General features: G+C 57.0%; 17 protein-coding genes. 16 read left to right on the forward strand and 1 reads right to left on the reverse strand.

What is annotated here, in order from left to right:
- Positions 1 to 188 precede the first annotated feature (188 nt).
- The 9 genes from atpB to CI070_RS12535 all read left to right on the forward strand — a co-directional run bounded on the left by atpB (position 189) and on the right by CI070_RS12535 (position 7,420).
- The gene (gene atpB / locus CI070_RS12495) at positions 189 to 1,127 is read left to right on the forward strand and encodes a F0F1 ATP synthase subunit A (protein ID WP_094136913.1); all 939 of its coding nucleotides are present in this window, start codon (positions 189 to 191) and stop codon (positions 1,125 to 1,127) included.
- A gap of 82 nt (positions 1,128 to 1,209) precedes the next feature.
- The gene (locus CI070_RS12500) at positions 1,210 to 1,431 is read left to right on the forward strand and encodes a h+transporting two-sector ATPase C subunit (RefSeq protein WP_022198527.1); all 222 of its coding nucleotides are present in this window, start codon (positions 1,210 to 1,212) and stop codon (positions 1,429 to 1,431) included.
- Between the two features lie 101 nt (positions 1,432 to 1,532).
- Positions 1,533 to 2,060 (forward strand): F0F1 ATP synthase subunit B family protein, encoded by a 528-nt coding sequence (locus tag CI070_RS12505; protein WP_094136914.1) that lies wholly within the window; start codon positions 1,533 to 1,535, stop codon positions 2,058 to 2,060.
- Positions 2,061 to 2,067: 7 nt separating this feature from the next.
- Complete coding sequence (locus tag CI070_RS12510; protein WP_046436712.1) at positions 2,068 to 2,475, forward strand: F0F1 ATP synthase subunit delta; 408 nt, start codon at positions 2,068 to 2,070, stop codon at positions 2,473 to 2,475.
- A 16-nt stretch (positions 2,476 to 2,491) separates the two neighbouring features.
- A complete protein-coding gene (gene atpA, locus CI070_RS12515; RefSeq protein ID WP_094136915.1) occupies positions 2,492 to 4,024 on the forward strand; it encodes a F0F1 ATP synthase subunit alpha in 1,533 nt (510 codons plus the stop codon).
- Positions 4,025 to 4,045: 21 nt separating this feature from the next.
- The gene (gene atpG / locus CI070_RS12520) at positions 4,046 to 4,918 is read left to right on the forward strand and encodes an ATP synthase F1 subunit gamma (RefSeq protein WP_094136916.1); all 873 of its coding nucleotides are present in this window, start codon (positions 4,046 to 4,048) and stop codon (positions 4,916 to 4,918) included.
- 77 nt (positions 4,919 to 4,995) lie between these two features.
- The gene (atpD, locus tag CI070_RS12525) at positions 4,996 to 6,414 is read left to right on the forward strand and encodes a F0F1 ATP synthase subunit beta (protein ID WP_094136993.1); all 1,419 of its coding nucleotides are present in this window, start codon (positions 4,996 to 4,998) and stop codon (positions 6,412 to 6,414) included.
- A 23-nt stretch (positions 6,415 to 6,437) separates the two neighbouring features.
- The gene (atpC, locus tag CI070_RS12530; protein ID WP_094136917.1) at positions 6,438 to 6,860 is read left to right on the forward strand and encodes an ATP synthase F1 subunit epsilon; all 423 of its coding nucleotides are present in this window, start codon (positions 6,438 to 6,440) and stop codon (positions 6,858 to 6,860) included.
- Positions 6,857 to 7,420, forward strand: a complete 564-nt coding sequence (locus CI070_RS12535) for a DUF5069 domain-containing protein (protein WP_094136918.1) — start codon at positions 6,857 to 6,859, stop codon at positions 7,418 to 7,420. Before atpC ends, CI070_RS12535 begins: the two co-directional genes overlap by 4 nt.
- A gap of 82 nt (positions 7,421 to 7,502) precedes the next feature.
- Here CI070_RS12535 and CI070_RS12540 read toward each other — a convergent pair whose 3' ends face one another.
- Complete coding sequence (locus CI070_RS12540) at positions 7,503 to 8,036, reverse strand: SprT-like domain-containing protein (RefSeq protein ID WP_179218481.1); 534 nt, start codon at positions 8,034 to 8,036, stop codon at positions 7,503 to 7,505.
- Between the two features lie 154 nt (positions 8,037 to 8,190).
- Between CI070_RS12540 and CI070_RS12545 the strand changes: the two genes are divergently transcribed.
- The 7 genes from CI070_RS12545 to CI070_RS12575 all read left to right on the forward strand — a co-directional run bounded on the left by CI070_RS12545 (position 8,191) and on the right by CI070_RS12575 (position 14,632).
- Complete coding sequence (locus tag CI070_RS12545) at positions 8,191 to 9,312, forward strand: acyltransferase family protein (protein WP_094136920.1); 1,122 nt, start codon at positions 8,191 to 8,193, stop codon at positions 9,310 to 9,312.
- Positions 9,313 to 9,433: 121 nt separating this feature from the next.
- Positions 9,434 to 10,573, forward strand: a complete 1,140-nt coding sequence (gene rffA, locus CI070_RS12550) for a dTDP-4-amino-4,6-dideoxygalactose transaminase (protein WP_094136994.1) — start codon at positions 9,434 to 9,436, stop codon at positions 10,571 to 10,573.
- A complete protein-coding gene (locus CI070_RS12555) occupies positions 10,570 to 11,070 on the forward strand; it encodes a GNAT family N-acetyltransferase (RefSeq protein ID WP_094136921.1) in 501 nt (166 codons plus the stop codon). The genes rffA and CI070_RS12555 overlap by 4 nt, the downstream gene beginning before the upstream one ends.
- On the forward strand, positions 11,067 to 12,005 hold the full coding sequence (locus CI070_RS12560) for a glycosyltransferase family 2 protein (protein WP_094136922.1): 939 nt from the start codon (positions 11,067 to 11,069) through the stop codon (positions 12,003 to 12,005). The genes CI070_RS12555 and CI070_RS12560 overlap by 4 nt, the downstream gene beginning before the upstream one ends.
- Positions 12,006 to 12,031: 26 nt before the next feature.
- A complete protein-coding gene (locus tag CI070_RS12565; protein WP_094136923.1) occupies positions 12,032 to 12,370 on the forward strand; it encodes a hypothetical protein in 339 nt (112 codons plus the stop codon).
- Positions 12,363 to 12,707 (forward strand): hypothetical protein, encoded by a 345-nt coding sequence (locus CI070_RS12570; protein ID WP_012419550.1) that lies wholly within the window; start codon positions 12,363 to 12,365, stop codon positions 12,705 to 12,707. The genes CI070_RS12565 and CI070_RS12570 overlap by 8 nt, the downstream gene beginning before the upstream one ends.
- Positions 12,708 to 12,835: 128 nt before the next feature.
- Complete coding sequence (locus CI070_RS12575) at positions 12,836 to 14,632, forward strand: hypothetical protein (RefSeq protein WP_094136924.1); 1,797 nt, start codon at positions 12,836 to 12,838, stop codon at positions 14,630 to 14,632.
- Positions 14,633 to 14,655 lie beyond the last annotated feature (23 nt).

Genomic DNA, 14,655 nt, shown 5'->3' on the forward strand with positions numbered 1-14,655 from the left:
CATGACGCGGTGGTCATCCAGGCGGGCTTTAAAATTATGTACAAATGTATACAATTTGCGTGTGCGCCAAGTTTTGGGCTTGCCAAAAGAAAGAGGGAAGTACATAATCAAAACCGTCAAATAAAGGGAATGGATTCCCTCTTCCAGTATTTACAGGAGTTGGCACAAGTAATGGTGAGAGAAAGACAATGAGCAGATTTTTCCAGTTCCTGTGGTTGGCGGCGTTGACCGTGTCCGGCGTTATGGGCGGCAGCGCCTGTGCGGCGGAGGAAGGAGCGGAGCACGGATTGGAACAGGCTGCTCCCCATTTGTTTTCCATTCCGCTGCCCGGAGGCATTGAGCTCCCGGTGTCCAACTCAATGCTGATGCTGTTTCTGGCGGTTCTTCTGATAGGGGGGGTCGTATGGTCCGCCACCCGTTCCATGCGCATCCTGCCTTCCCGTTTGCAGAATGCGGTGGAATACTTTTTTGAGACTCTGTACAACTTTGTGAAGTCCCTTCTGGGGCCGCGCCTGACGCGCAAGTATTTCTGGTACTTCGGGACTATTTTCACCATTATTCTGGTCAGCAATTACATGGGGCTTCTTCCCGGGGTGGGAACCGTCACTTACCATGGGGTGCCGCTGTTCCGCGGTGCGAATGCGGACATGAACGTGACGATGTTCCTGGGTATTTTTTATGCGCTGATGTGGCTTTACTGGTCTATCCGGGAGCAGGGACTGAAAGGCTTCTTTATGCATCTGTTCGGCCCCAAGGGAAGGCTGCCGGGGTTCATGGGATTTGTACTGGTGTTCATCTTCATCTTTGTGGGGCTGGTGGACGTCCTGAGCATCACGATCCGCCCTATTGCGCTGGCAGCCCGTCTTTACGGCAATATTTACGCCGGGGAGACGATTATTGACACCATGGCCCACATGTTCGGGCCTGTGCTCAGCGCCCTGTGCGTACTGCCGTTTCTGGCGATTGAACTGCTTGTGGGGTTCATTCAGGCCCTGGTTTTCCTGCTCCTGACGGCGATTTTCCTGAAACTTCAGGTAGGGGACGATGACGCCCACGGCCATACCTCCAAAAATGAGGAAAAGGAACTTCCCGTTCCGGACAGCCCGCCTCCCGGAAAAGCCTCATAAACCGTACCGCCAACTTTCCGTTCCGGACCATGGGCGACCTGTGGGGGAACGTTCAACAAAAAACATAAACCATACCAATAACATGATCGATCCTATCGCAATGACCTCCCTGGCCGAATTGTCCGGCAACGTAGGTTTCGGCCTCGTCACCATCGGCGCCGGCCTCGGCATTGGCCTCATCGGCTCGAAAGCCGCGGAAGCCACCGGGCGCAACCCCGGAGCCTCCTCCCCCATTATGGTGATTGCCATCACGCTGGCGGCCCTGATTGAAGGCGTGGCCCTGATCTCCATTTTTGTGAAATAAAACGGAAGTTCCGTTCCCGGAGGGAGCTTTTCCGCTCCGGGGCGGCGCGCCCGTCCCCTGCCGGTCCGGAAAATTTCCGGCATGTTCAAACCGCTCATCTTATGCTGAATCTCATAGCTGACCAAGCCTGGAATCCTTTTGCTCCCTTCGGGGTAACGAGTTGGGAGCCTTTTGTTGCCAACCTGATCGCTTTCATTCTGATGGTGGTGATCCTGCGCTATCTGGCGTTCAAACCCATCCAGAATGTTCTGGAAAAAAGGCGCCGGCGTATTGAAGAAGGAGAGGAAATGCGTGAGGAAAGCGAGCGGCAGCTGGCTTCCGTCAAGGAACAGACGCATGAAATGCTGGTGGAAGCAGGGGAAAAGGGGCAGGAGAAAATAGACGCCGCCAAGGCTGCCGCTGCCCGCCTGTTGGAAGAACAGGAAGCGGAAGCCTCCCGGAAGGCTGAGGAAATCATAAAAAAAGCCCGGCAGCTTGCGGAACTGGAACAGCAGAAAGAGCGTGAAGCGTTAAAAGAACAATTTGGCCAGCTGGTGGCCCTGGCTGCGGCCCAGGTTACCGGAAAAATGCTGACGGAAGAAGACCAGCGGAGAATCAACCGGGAAGCGATCGACAGCCTGGATTCCTGAAACGTTTATGAAGATCGGAAAGGACACGCAAAATGCCGCCCGCAGGCTGTTCCGGCTCTGTATGGACGGGAATGCCGTGGCGGAGGACCGCGTGCGTCTGATCGCCCGGAAAATTGCGGAACGCAAGCCCCGCAATTATGCCGCTCTGCTGAAAGCTTTTTCCGGCATGGTGGAATATGCGGTGAAAAGCCGTACAGCCACTATTCAAAGCGCCGTGCCCCTCACGGAAGAGGAACGTTCCCTGATTCAGGCCAAACTGGAGGCCAGATATGGCGGCGCCCTCTACTACCGCTGGGAGGTGGAACCGTCTCTGTTGGCGGGTGTCCGTATCCAGGTAGGGGACGACGTGAAGGACGGTTCCGTGCGTTCCAGAATCGACCGCCTGGCTGCGATGGCCCGCACCCTTTCCAATTAACCAACGAATTTTTCCCATGAGCAACATACTTCAAGAACTCGAAGCAGAAATAAAAAAAGCCACGGCTTCCGTCAGTCAGGAAAACGTGGGCGTCATTCGTTCCGTGGGGGACGGCGTCGCCAAGATTGAAGGATTGAGCGGCGTCATGCTCAATGAAATGATAGAGTTCCCCGGCGGGGTGATGGGGCTGGCGATGAACCTGGAAGAACATGAGGTTGGCGCCGTGATTCTGGGGGATGATTCCAAGTTGAAGGAAGGGGACACGGTCAAGTGTTCCGGACGCCTTCTTTCCGTGCCCGTGGGCCGCTCCCTGCTGGGCCGGGTGGTGAACACGCTGGGAGAACCTATTGACGGCAAAGGGCCGATTGAGGCGGAAGCGTATTACCCGGTGGAAAAAATCGCCTCCGGCATCATCTCCCGCCAGTCCGTTTCCGTGCCCGTCCAGACGGGCATCCTTCCCATTGACGCCATGATTCCCATCGGCCGCGGCCAGCGCGAACTCATCATCGGGGACCGTGCCACCGGGAAGACCGCCATTGCCATGGATACCATGATTGCCCAGGCGGAACAGAACCGTCTGGCGGAGGAAGGCAAGCTTCCGGATCACCAGCCCCTCTACAATATTTACGTGGCTATCGGCCAGAAGCGCGCCAACATCAGCCGCCTGGTGGCGAAACTGGAGGAAACGGGAGCCATGAAATATTCCATCGTCGTGGCGGCTTCCGCCTCCGATCCCGCCGCCATGCTGTACCTGGCGCCCTACGCCGGCTGCGCGATGGGGGAATACTTTATGGACAAGGGGGAAGACGCCCTTATCGTTTATGACGACCTTTCCAAGCATGCCGTGGCCTACCGCCAGATTTCCCTGATTCTGCGCCGTCCCTCCGGCCGCGAGGCGTACCCGGGGGACGTATTCTACCTGCACAGCCGCCTGCTGGAACGCGCCGCGCGCATCAACAAGGAACACGGCGGCGGTTCCCTGACGGCTCTTCCCATTATTGAAACGCAGGCAGGCGACGTTTCCGCCTACATTCCCACGAACGTCATTTCCATCACGGACGGCCAGATATTCCTGGAAACGGACCTGTTTTACCAGGGGGTGCGTCCAGCCATCAACGTGGGCATTTCCGTCTCCCGCGTGGGTTCTTCCGCCCAGACGAAAATTATCAAGAAGCTGGCCGGCTCCATTAAGCTGGATTTGGCCCAATTTACGGAATTGCAGGCGTTCGCCCAGTTCGGGTCTGATCTGGACCCCAGCACGAAGGCCAAGCTGGCCCGCGGCCAGCGCATCGTGGAGCTCTTTAAGCAGAACCAGTATGAGCCCAAATCCCTGGGGCTGGAGGCCGCTGACTTGTATGCCATGCAAAAGGGGTACTTTGACGATGTTCCGGTGGACAGGATCAAGGAATGCCAGAACGCGTGGGAAGCGGTGATGCAGGATCAGCATCCGGATCTGCTGGAAAGCATCCTGAAGGAAAAAGACCTGACGCCGGAAATAGACGCAGGGCTTAAAGCCGCCATCGAATCCTTCAAGCTCAGCTGGAACTAACGATTACGGGAGTACTGACACATGGGCAATCTGAGAGATATCAGACGCCGGATCAAGTCCGTCAAAAACACGTCCCAAATCACCAGGGCGATGCAGATGGTGGCTTCCGCCAAAATGCGCCGCGCTCAGGACCAGGCCGTCAAGGGCCGCCCCTACATCCGCGCCCTGGCGGAAGTGCTCTACCATCTCCAGGATGAAATTGACACCAGCACCAGCCCCTTGATGCAAACCCACGGCGGCGCGGATCTGGTGCTGCTGGTGAATACGGACCGCGGCCTCTGCGGAGGCCTGAACGCCAACCTGATCAAAATGGTCCGGGAACAGGCCCCGGAAAACGCCCATTACATCACCATCGGCCGCAAGCTGAATGCTGCGCTCGCCAAATTGAATGAACGGTTGGAGGCCACCTGGAGCCTGACGGATCCCCTTTCTCTGCTGGAACTAAAGCCGGTATTTGATTTCATCGTGCAAAAGTTCAAGGCGGAGGAATATGGGCGCGTCTTCGTGGCTTTCTCCGGTTTTGTGAACACAATGGTTCAGAAGCCTGTCTTTCGCCAGCTTCTTCCCATTGAGCCGGAACCCCTGATGAACATGGCGAAGGCCGGGGGCTCTTCCCTGGACGGAGCGGAAGCCCATAAGCAATTCCTGCTGGAACCCAGCCCCGCCGCCCTGTTGGATACCATCCTGCCTCTTTATGTTTTCCACGGACTGGTTCAGATTGTGCTGGAGGCCCGGGCATCCGAACATTCCGCCCGCATGGTCGCCATGAAGGGGGCTACGGAAAACGCCAAAAACATTATCGGCGGCCTCACCCTGGACTACAACAAGGCGCGTCAGACGCAAATTACCAACGAACTTCTGGAAATTACCACGGCCATGCGCGCTATGGAATAACATGGCTCCGCTTTCTTTACCCGCCTTTCAAACAGAACATTCTTTCTTCTCCATTTCAACACCAAATTTTTCCCATGATGAATAACACAGGCATTCTCGTTCAAATCATCGGCGCTGTGGTCGATGCGGACTTCTCCCAGGCAGAAACGCTTCCCGCCCTGCTCAATGCGCTGGAAGTGGACTATGAAGTTGACGGCAGGCGCAAGACCCTGGTTCTGGAAGTCCAGCAGCACATCGGAGACGGCTGGGTCCGCGCCGTGGCCATGAGTTCTACGGACGGTCTGCGGCGGGGGATGCCGGTGCGCGACACGGGGCGCCCTATTGAAGTGCCTGTGGGGCAGTGCGTGCTGGGACGTATTTTCAATGTGCTGGGGGAAGCTGTGGACGAGCGCGGCGAACTCTCCTGCGCCGGCATGAAGAGCATCCACCGCGGCGCTCCGCCGCTGGACGAACAATCCACCAGCACGGAAGTGCTGGAAACGGGCATCAAGGTCATTGACCTTATCTGCCCCTTCCTGAAAGGCGGCAAAATCGGCGCCTTTGGGGGTGCGGGGGTAGGCAAAACCGTGCTCATCATGGAGTTGATTAACAACATTGCCAAGGCGCGCAGCGGCCTCTCCGTCTTTGCCGGGGTGGGGGAACGTACCCGTGAAGGGAACGACCTGTACAATGAAATGATAGAGTCCGGGGTCATCAACCTGGAAAAACCGGAAGAATCCAAGGTGGCGCTGGTGTACGGACAGATGAATGAACCTCCCGGCGCCCGTCTGCGCGTGGCCTTGTCCGCCCTGACGATGGCGGAATACTTCCGTGACGAGGAGCATAAGGACGTGCTGCTGTTCATTGACAATATTTTCCGTTTCTCCCAGGCGGGGTCGGAAGTGTCCGCCCTGCTGGGCCGCACGCCGTCCGCCGTGGGTTACCAGCCGAACCTGGCGGAGGAAATGGCGGATCTTCAGGAACGCATCACTTCCACCAAGCACGGTTCCATCACATCCATGCAGGCCGTGTATGTTCCTGCGGACGACTTGACGGACCCGGCCCCGGCCACAACCTTCGCCCACCTGGACTCCACGGTGGTGCTGGAACGCTCTCTGGCGGCCCAGGGGCTCTTCCCGGCGGTGGAGCCGCTGTCTTCCACATCCAAGGCCCTGGCCCCGGAAATTGTGGGGAATGAGCATTATGAAGTGGCTCGTGGCGTGCAGATGGTGCTGCAGCGCTACAAGGACCTTCAGGATATGATTGCCATTCTGGGCATGGACGAACTTTCGGAAGAAGACAAGCTCATCGTGAGCCGCGCTCGCAAGATTCAGCGCTTCCTGACCCAGCCGTTCCATGTGGCGGAAGTCTTTTCCAGCATTCCCGGCGCCTATGTGCCCGTGGCGGAAACCGTCCGGGGGTTCAAGGAAATCCTGGAAGGCAAGCTGGACATGGTTCCGGAGGACGCCTTCTTCATGCGCGGCGGCATTGATGACGTTCTCAAGGAAGCCAAATAACCCTTTTCCCGCCGTTCCGAACCATGAGCATGGAGTTCAAAGTCATTACCCCGGATGAAGTGGCGGTTACCGCTACTGTAGAGTACGTTTATCTGCCCGGCAGCCTCGGGGAGATGGGCGTGCTGGAACATCATACGGCCCTGATTACCTCCCTGGAACCGGGGGAGCTCCGCTACAAGCCCATGGACGGCCCGGAGGAAAGCATGGTGGTAGGCACCGGCTTTGTGCAGGTTAATGGAAACCAGGTCCTCATGGTAACCGACCTCGCGCTTAATTCCTCCCAGATTGATGAAGGCAGCGTGGAGCGGGCCATTCAGGAAGCGCAGGAGGTGCTCAAGACGCGTTCGGAAATGTCCCGCGAGGAACAGGCCCGTTTTGAAGCCAATCTGACCAAGCAGATCATGATGCTTAACTTCAAGCGCAAACACAAATCGTCGGGCCGATGATGGAGGAAGATTGGAACGATGCATTTTACGACCTTTTCCGCGAAGCGGTGGGGCGCTACCATGAAGGCCACAGGAATGTGGACGGCTTCTTTACGGATCAGGAAATTATCTTTCTGTCTTCCATCGGTTGCCGCACGCGGGAATTGTTTGATTTTGTAGAAACCTATGCCCGCACGGGAGAACCTTCCCCCACCACGGTTCTGCTGATGGCGGCGGCGCGCCGGGACTTCTTCCTGACTGTCCAGCACGGGCAGTTTTACCAGGGGAAACCTGTGATCGGGTATGATTTGCCGGGGTTCGGCGACGAACTCTGCGGTCTTCCCTACCTTCCGCGCCTGATTGCCAAGGCGCGGGCCAAGCTCGTCGGTTCCATGGGGGATGACATCATTTACTGCTGTGAGAATGACCGCCGTTTCTTCCGGGACCATGGAAACATTCATCCCGCCGACTTCCTGCGGGTAGTCTGGGCAGCCGGAGACAGCGACCCGAAGGTGTACGATTACGTACGCCAGCGCACCTTGAGTGTTTCCTCTGCTGTTCCGGATAATGAGCAGACGTAAAAAATGGAAATGCCCGGAATGGGATGATCGTTGATGCTGGAGAATACCGGAAACGGCTCGTTTCTTTCAGCTTTTGTGGACGTTATTCTTCATAAGGCGCCAGCTCCAGCTGGCCCAGCGTATCGGGGCGGCCTTTCAGGGCCATGCGCTTGAGGTATTTGGCGAAAGAGGGGCGGCGGTGGTATTTGCCGACGACTTCGCCCGTCGTTTTCAGACGCAGGATATATTTGTACGTGGTGACGCGGACGGCGTCCTGTTTGGCGGCGGCGCGCGGAACGGCCCCTATTTCCCTGCAAATCTGTTTCCATCGCGGTCCGTGGGTGCGTTCCCCATGGCGGGTCCACGCCAGGGCGTGGGCGATCTCATGCAAAATCGTGTCACGGATTTCGTGAGGGGTTTCCAGATTGGCGCGGACGAAGTGGATGGAAATCGTAATGCTTTTTTCCAGCAGGCGGCACACACCCAGCCTTCTTTTGGCCCGGTCCCAGCCGAATTGCCAGTCTGCCAGACCAAGTTCATCCATTTTCAGGCGGGCGTAAGTTTCAATATTCCGGACGCTGTCGCGTTCGCCGGATTGGTCGTTCCCCATGGTCATGTTGCGGGGAAAGCATAGCATGGAAGACGGGGAAGGGAATATGGAGAAAGGCATCATGACGGAGTTGCCGTGGAGGACAGGTTTTTCCGGAAACAGCCGTTTTTTTTACGGAGCCTGAGAAAAAGAAAGTCTTTGGAAAGGTTGGCGGACATAATGCCGTAGTTGGAATATCGCCATGAGTTCTCTTTCCGATACCAAGCCGCAGAGGATTGCGGCCATTGACGCCCTGCGGGGATTTGACATGTTTTTCCTGACCGGGGGGCTGGCTCTGGTTGTTTCCGGCATCAACCTTTTTTATGACCGGAGCCCCGAGTGGCTGGTGAAGCACAGCACGCACGTGAATTGGGAGGGGTTTGCCGCCTGGGACCTGGTGATGCCCCTCTTTTTGTTCATTGTGGGAACGGCCATGCCGTTTTCCTTTTCCAGGCGCATCGGTTCGGAGCCTGTGTGGAAGATTTACCTGAAAGTTGCCAGGCGGGTAGTGGCGCTTTTTTTGCTTGGCATGGTGGTGCAGGGAAATCTGCTGAGTTTTGAACCGTCCAAAATGTCCCTGTACTGCAATACGCTCCAGGCCATCGCCTCCGGCTACCTGATTGCGGCCATTTGCCTTCTTCATCTGTCCGTCCGGTGGCAGGTGGCGGTAACAGGGTTGTTGCTGGTTGTTTACTGGCTGGTGATGAAATTCGTCCCTTTTTCCGACCCCTCGGTGGGTTCTTGTGCGGCAGGAATGCTTGAGCCGGGAAGAAATCTGGCCCTGCTGCTGGATAAATACCTGATGGGGAACTGGCAGGACGGAACGAATTATGCATGGATTCTGGCGCAGTTCGGTTTTGGCGCCATGACTATGCTCGGTCTGCTGGGCGGCCAGATGCTGAAACGGGTGCAGGGGCACGGGAAAAAGCTGGCGTGGCTGCTGGGCGCGGGCGCGGGCTGCCTGGCGCTGGGGTATGTCTGGAGCCTGGATTTCCCGATAATCAAGCGTTTGTTCACCAGTTCCATGGTATTGTGGGCGGCGGGATGGTGCTATTTGCTGCTGGCTCTGTTCTACCTGCTGACGGATGTGCTGAAATTGAATTGGCTGACATTCTTTTTCTCCGTAATCGGAAGCAATGCCATTTTCGTGTACATGTGGGTATCGCTGTGCCCCCCCACGGGCAATTTCTCCCGGGTGCTGTTTACCGGGTTTAGCGGGTGTTTCGGGGATGCGGACAGGTTTGTCTTTTATCTCTGCAATTACGCCCTGATTTGGGGCGTGCTGTATTACATGTACAAAAACCGGACCTTCATCAAGGTCTAGGCTTGTTTTCAGTCCTCCGTTCATAGTAGGGTCTCCCCGTGCGGGAGGCGGGGAACGCCTTCCGCACGGGATCGGCATGCCTACGCCGGGCGTCCGTTATGGGCCGGTCTTTTCTGAAGCCATGGAGATTCCTTTCAACCAACCTCACCAGCACGGCCCCGAATTGGATTATATCCGGGATGCCATCCAGCGCGCCCATTTGTGCGGAGACGGCTATTACACGAAAAAATGCCATGAACTGCTTGCGGAACGCACCGGCGCCGGAAAGGTTCTGCTGGTTCATTCCGGAACCGCCGCACTGGAGATGGCGGCCCTGTTGATCGACTGCCGCCCGGGCGACGAGATTATTATGCCTTCCTATACGTTCGTCTCCACGGCGAACGCGTTTGTGCTGCGCGGCGGCGTTCCCGTATTCGTGGATATCAGGCCGGATACGCAGAATATTGACGAGACGCTGATAGAAGCGGCCATCACGGACCGCACCCGCGCCATTTGCGTGGTTCATTACGCGGGCGTGGCCTGTGAAATGGATGCAATCATGGAAATTGCCGGGAGGCACCGCCTGTACGTGATTGAAGATGCCGCCCAGGGCGTCGGCTCCTGTTACAGAGGGCGTCGGCTCGGCTCCATCGGCCATTTGGGCTGCTACAGTTTCCACGAGACCAAGAATGTCATTTCCGGGGAGGGAGGGGCCCTGCTGGTGAATGACCCCTCCCTGATGGAACGCGCGGAGATTATCCGGGAAAAAGGGACCAACCGGGCCAGGTTTTTCCGCGGGCAGGTGGACAAATACACTTGGGTGGACGTTGGTTCTTCCTATTTGCCCGGAGAGATGACCGCCGCTTATCTGTATGCCCAGCTGGAACACGGGCAGGAAATCAACGGCGAAAGGTTGAAATGGTGGAATATGTACCACCGCGCGCTGGCTCCACTGGAAGAACAGGGAGTGCTGCGGCGTCCGTGCGTTCCGGAGCATTGCACGCATAACGCCCACATGTATTACGTGCTGCTCCGTTCCATGGAGGAGCGCGCGCGCTTGATCAACAAGCTGGCGGAGCACGGGATTAAAGCGGTGTTCCACTACATTCCCCTCCATTCCTCCCCTGCCGGGATGAGGTTCGGGCGTTCTGCCGGGGCCATGCCGCATACGGACCGTACCAGCGATACGTTGCTGAGGCTTCCTTTGTATTACGATTTGGGGGAAGAGGGCTGCCGGGAGGTATTGCGGGCCGGATTTGGGCTGGAAGGAGTTGAATCATGATGAAAATTGGACTGCTCAACGTGTCCGATGTGGATGAGGCCATGCGCAGCCGCCTGCGCGTGTGGCGCAATTCCGACAGGGTCAGCCCGTTTTTTTTGTTGGACCAGGTAACGGAGGAGCAGCACCGGACGTGGCTGGAAAGAAACATCCGCGGGGAGGATGCCCGCGCCTGCGTGATTTATGCGGACCGGGTTCCGCTGGGCCTGGTTTACCTGCCCTGGTTTGACCGGAACACGCGCTGCGGAGAGATAGGCATTTATCTTTACGACAGGGCGTTCAGGGAACTGCGCCCGGCCTCCGCCGCGTATGCCGGGATGATGAAGCTGGCCGCGGGGGAGCTGGGCCTGGAACGGCTGTATGCCCGGATTCTGGAAGACAATGCGGCTTCCGTGCGTTTTCATGAGCGCATGGGGTTTGTCCGTGTCCCGGAAAAGGACGAGGTGCGCGTGAAAAACGGGAAAAGGAAGCGCGTTCTGATGTATGTAAAAGCGTTATGACTGATCCACAGATTCAATTGTCCATTGTGGCTACCGTGTATTGTACGGGCGGTTATCTGGCGGAGTTCTGTTCCCGCAGTTTCGCCGCTGCGCTTGAGGCGGGTTATGACCCCTCCCGCACGGAGGTGGTGCTGGTGAATGACGGCTGCCCCAGGGACGGGCTGGAACAGGCTTTGAAGGAGCGGGAGAAGGACGGCCGGGTGCGCGTGGTGGATTTATCCCGCAACTTTGGCCATCATCTGGCCATGTACGTGGCCTGCGAAGAAGCCCGGGGAGAGCGCGTATTCTTGATTGACAGTGATTTGGAGGAATCTCCCGAGTGGCTGGTTGATTTTTCCCGTGAGATGGATTCTACCGGGGCGGATGTGGTGTACGGGGTGCAGGAGAAGAGGAAGGGCGGCTTGTTTGAAGCCGTTTCCGGAGAATTGTTCTACACATTGTTTAATTTGCTTTCCGACCAGCAGATTACCAGGAATATGGTTACGGCGCGGCTGATGAGCGCGCGTTTCCTGCGGGAGATGCTGAAATTCCAGGACCGGGAGCCTTTTTTCTTTGGGCTGTGCGTTTCCGCCGGTTTCCGGCAGGTGCCGTGCAGGGTGAAGAAAGCATCCTCTTCTCCAACTACCTACACTTTCCGCAAAAAAATGGCGCTGGCGGTGAATTCCGTGGTTTCCTACAGCGCCAGGCCGTTGGTGTATATTTCCTACTTTGGCCTGGCGGTCACCCTGGTAGCCATGCTGTATGTCGCCTGGGTGGTTGTGCGCCAGCTCCTGTATAATGTAGCCCCTCCCGGCTGGGCCTCTTCCGTGGCCTCCATCTGGCTGGTCGGAGGCTTGATTCTGATGAGCCTGGGCGTTATCGGCATTTACATTTCCAAGATTTACAAGGAAACCAAGCACAGGCCCGCCGTGGTAGTGGCGCGCCGGTATGAGTGAATTGTTCCCGGCTCTTTATTTCTTTCATGATCAACTACCTGATTCTGCACCTGCTGTTTATCGTTTACGCGCTGAATACCGTGCTGGGGCGCATGGCTGCCCCCTACGGCTGGACGGACTGGCGCCGGTTCGCCCTGCTGGCCGGCGTGCTGTTCCTGTTGGGAATTTATGCGGCGGGATGGCAGGTCATGCTGAAAAAATTCAATCTGGGTGTGGCTTATGCCAACCGTGCCGCCGTTGTCATCTGGGGTATCCTGCTGGCATGGCTTTGCCTGGGGGAGGCTCTTTCCTGGACGCTGGCGGCGGGAGCGGCTCTGGTCATCGGGGGGATTATTTTGGTTTCCACGGAGGAGGAGCATGAGTGAAGAATTTTATATTGGGCTGAACCTGTTTTCCGTTTTTCTGGCCTCCTGCACACAGGTGGTTTTGAAAAAGTCTGCCATGAATGACCGGCTGACCGGCCTTGCCTATTTCGTGAATCCGGCCACGATGGCGGCATATTCCGTTTTTTTGGGCTGCTGCCTGCTGACGTTTTACTGCCTGTCCCACCTGCCGATGATTACGGTGAACATGCTGGAATGCTCCGCATATGTGTATATCCTTTTGTTTGACCGGATTTTTTTTGGAAAACCGATCACCATGCGCAAAGTGGGCGGCAACGCGATGATTATCGCGGGCATTATCGTCTGCCTGAACCGTTAAGGAAGAGTTTGCAGCCTTTTAGCCCCTCCGGTTTGTTCATCCGGATCGGCTCTTGACTTTCATTTTCCCCGTTCCTAGTATGCGTCCCCGGACAGGGAAAACAGTCTGGAACGTCAGGGAATTTGCTTATGTTGAAACAGATTTGGAGATGGGTATCGCTTTTTCCTCTGCTCCATCCCGTATGGTTCAACCTGTTGCTTCTGGTTCTGGCCTGGAGCCTTGTGGGCGTGGCTTACCAGTCCAATGACGATCTGGTGATTGCGTCCGTGCTTGACGGATGGGGGGATCCCTCTTATGCGGACGCCCATGTCATTTTCGTCAATCTCCTGTTGACCGGTCTTCTGTTGAAAGTTGCGCCTGTCCTTGGCGGGGTGTCCGTTTGGCCTGTGTTTCTGGCGCTTGCCACGTTGTCCAGCGGAGCGGCCATTTTCACGATGCTGACGGCGCATGCCCGCAAGGCGCGCAGATATGATTTCAATACGCTGGTTCTGCTGCTGGTGTGGCTTCTGATCATGCCGGGCTTTTACGCCGCTCTGCAATTCAGCCATGCCGCCTTTCTGACAGGATTTACAGGTGTGCTGGCGTGTTTGAAGTACGGCTCTTCCTGGAGGGGGTGGTGCGCGGGAGTATTCCTGTGCGTGCTGGGCAGCATGGTCCGGCTGGATGCCGCCCTGGTGTGCGACGCTTTCTGGGGGGCCATCCTGTTGGCAGGCAGCCTGGAAGGGCTCAGGCCGTCCAGGGAAAAGCTGTTTGCCCTCAGTCGTCTCTGGCTGGCTCTGGCCTGTGTGCTCATTTCGTCCTTCAGTCTGAATGAATATAATAAATACGCCCACCGGAATGTGCTGGAGGGATGTGACGTGGCGGCATGGAACCAGGCCCGCGCCCTTCTCTCGGACACGTGTCCCATCAGGCAGGAGAGCGCCTACCAGTGTGAAAAGTACGGCGTGTTCGCCAACGATATCAGGATGGTCCGGATGTTTACCAATTGCGATATGGATGTATTCAACACGGATTATCTGGAAAGGCTTCTGTTGGCGCGGGACGGAGGTGAATTCTGGCCCAGGGCGTGGGCCCGTGGAGAGAAAGCCTTGCATCTGTTTTCATGGGATTCCGTTATGGATCTTCTCCCTTGCTGGATTTTGTTCGGTCTGGCATGCCGCGTTTCTTTCCGGCGCGGGGATTCTCCGGCCCTGGTGTACTGCGTAGGCTCCCTGCTGGTGCTGATTCTGCTGTATATGTCCAGCATAGACCGCCTGTATTTCCGCGTAGTTTATCCAACGTTCCTGATTGCAGGGCTGTGTCTGCTGTGGTCGGATAAATATCGTCCCATCCGCATCAACTGGACGGGGAAGGGAGCTCTTGCGGGCGGCGTGCCCATGTTTTGCGCGTTCTCCGTTTCTTTGTCCCAGGCGTGCGCCGCCGTGTGGGAGGCTAATCTGGAGTCTTTTTCCCCGGATGCCGGGCGCCTGTTATGCGAGCGGGTGGACCGGGAGCCCGATTCCCTGTTTTGCGTCCAGATGTCCGGCGGCACTATTGACGATCTGGCCCCGGGGCAGTCTGTTTTCCGCAAGGCCTGGAGCTGTTCCCGGAAGAACGTTGTCACGCTGGGCGGCTGGAATTTTCCGTTGAAACCCGTACAGCGGAAACTGAAGGAGATGGGGTGGGAGGGGCAGTCCTCCCTGAACCTGTGCAGGGATAATGTGTACATTGTCTGTCTCACTCCGCAAGGTGACGTTTCCGATATGGACAGCAAGTTCATGGGGATGCTCAGCCGCCATATCTGGGAGCAGCACGGCGTTCGCACAGCCTGGCATCTGGATGAGAATATCCAGGGCGTGCGCGTTTACCGCCTGCGCAAGACATGGTTCCAACCCGGGAGGAAGGAAGCTGCCTCTGTTCCGGAAATGTGTCTCTCCGCAACGTAACATCCCCCGATGCGCATTACGCG

The sequence above is a fragment of the Akkermansia muciniphila genome (assembly GCF_900184965.1).
GTDB classification, from domain to species: Bacteria; Verrucomicrobiota; Verrucomicrobiia; order Verrucomicrobiales; family Akkermansiaceae; genus Akkermansia; species Akkermansia muciniphila_A.

Bases quoted from the DNA above. Each gene is read 5' to 3' on its own strand.
- atpC (WP_094136917.1), top strand. From the start codon at position 6,438: ATGAGCATGGAGTTCAAAGTCATTACCCCGGATGAAGTGGCGGTTACC.
- CI070_RS12535 (WP_094136918.1), top strand. From the start codon at position 6,857: ATGATGGAGGAAGATTGGAACGATGCATTTTACGACCTTTTCCGCGAA.
- CI070_RS12565 (WP_094136923.1), top strand. From the start codon at position 12,032: ATGATCAACTACCTGATTCTGCACCTGCTGTTTATCGTTTACGCGCTG.
- atpD (WP_094136993.1), top strand. From the start codon at position 4,996: ATGAATAACACAGGCATTCTCGTTCAAATCATCGGCGCTGTGGTCGAT.
- CI070_RS12545 (WP_094136920.1), top strand. From the start codon at position 8,191: ATGAGTTCTCTTTCCGATACCAAGCCGCAGAGGATTGCGGCCATTGAC.
- rffA (WP_094136994.1), top strand. From the start codon at position 9,434: ATGGAGATTCCTTTCAACCAACCTCACCAGCACGGCCCCGAATTGGAT.
- CI070_RS12540 (WP_179218481.1), bottom strand. From the start codon at position 8,036: ATGCTATGCTTTCCCCGCAACATGACCATGGGGAACGACCAATCCGGC.
- CI070_RS12510 (WP_046436712.1), top strand. From the start codon at position 2,068: ATGAAGATCGGAAAGGACACGCAAAATGCCGCCCGCAGGCTGTTCCGG.
- CI070_RS12555 (WP_094136921.1), top strand. From the start codon at position 10,570: ATGATGAAAATTGGACTGCTCAACGTGTCCGATGTGGATGAGGCCATG.
- CI070_RS12505 (WP_094136914.1), top strand. From the start codon at position 1,533: ATGCTGAATCTCATAGCTGACCAAGCCTGGAATCCTTTTGCTCCCTTC.
- atpB (WP_094136913.1), top strand. From the start codon at position 189: ATGAGCAGATTTTTCCAGTTCCTGTGGTTGGCGGCGTTGACCGTGTCC.
- atpA (WP_094136915.1), top strand. From the start codon at position 2,492: ATGAGCAACATACTTCAAGAACTCGAAGCAGAAATAAAAAAAGCCACG.
- CI070_RS12570 (WP_012419550.1), top strand. From the start codon at position 12,363: ATGAGTGAAGAATTTTATATTGGGCTGAACCTGTTTTCCGTTTTTCTG.
- atpG (WP_094136916.1), top strand. From the start codon at position 4,046: ATGGGCAATCTGAGAGATATCAGACGCCGGATCAAGTCCGTCAAAAAC.
- CI070_RS12500 (WP_022198527.1), top strand. From the start codon at position 1,210: ATGATCGATCCTATCGCAATGACCTCCCTGGCCGAATTGTCCGGCAAC.
- CI070_RS12560 (WP_094136922.1), top strand. From the start codon at position 11,067: ATGACTGATCCACAGATTCAATTGTCCATTGTGGCTACCGTGTATTGT.
- CI070_RS12575 (WP_094136924.1), top strand. From the start codon at position 12,836: ATGTTGAAACAGATTTGGAGATGGGTATCGCTTTTTCCTCTGCTCCAT.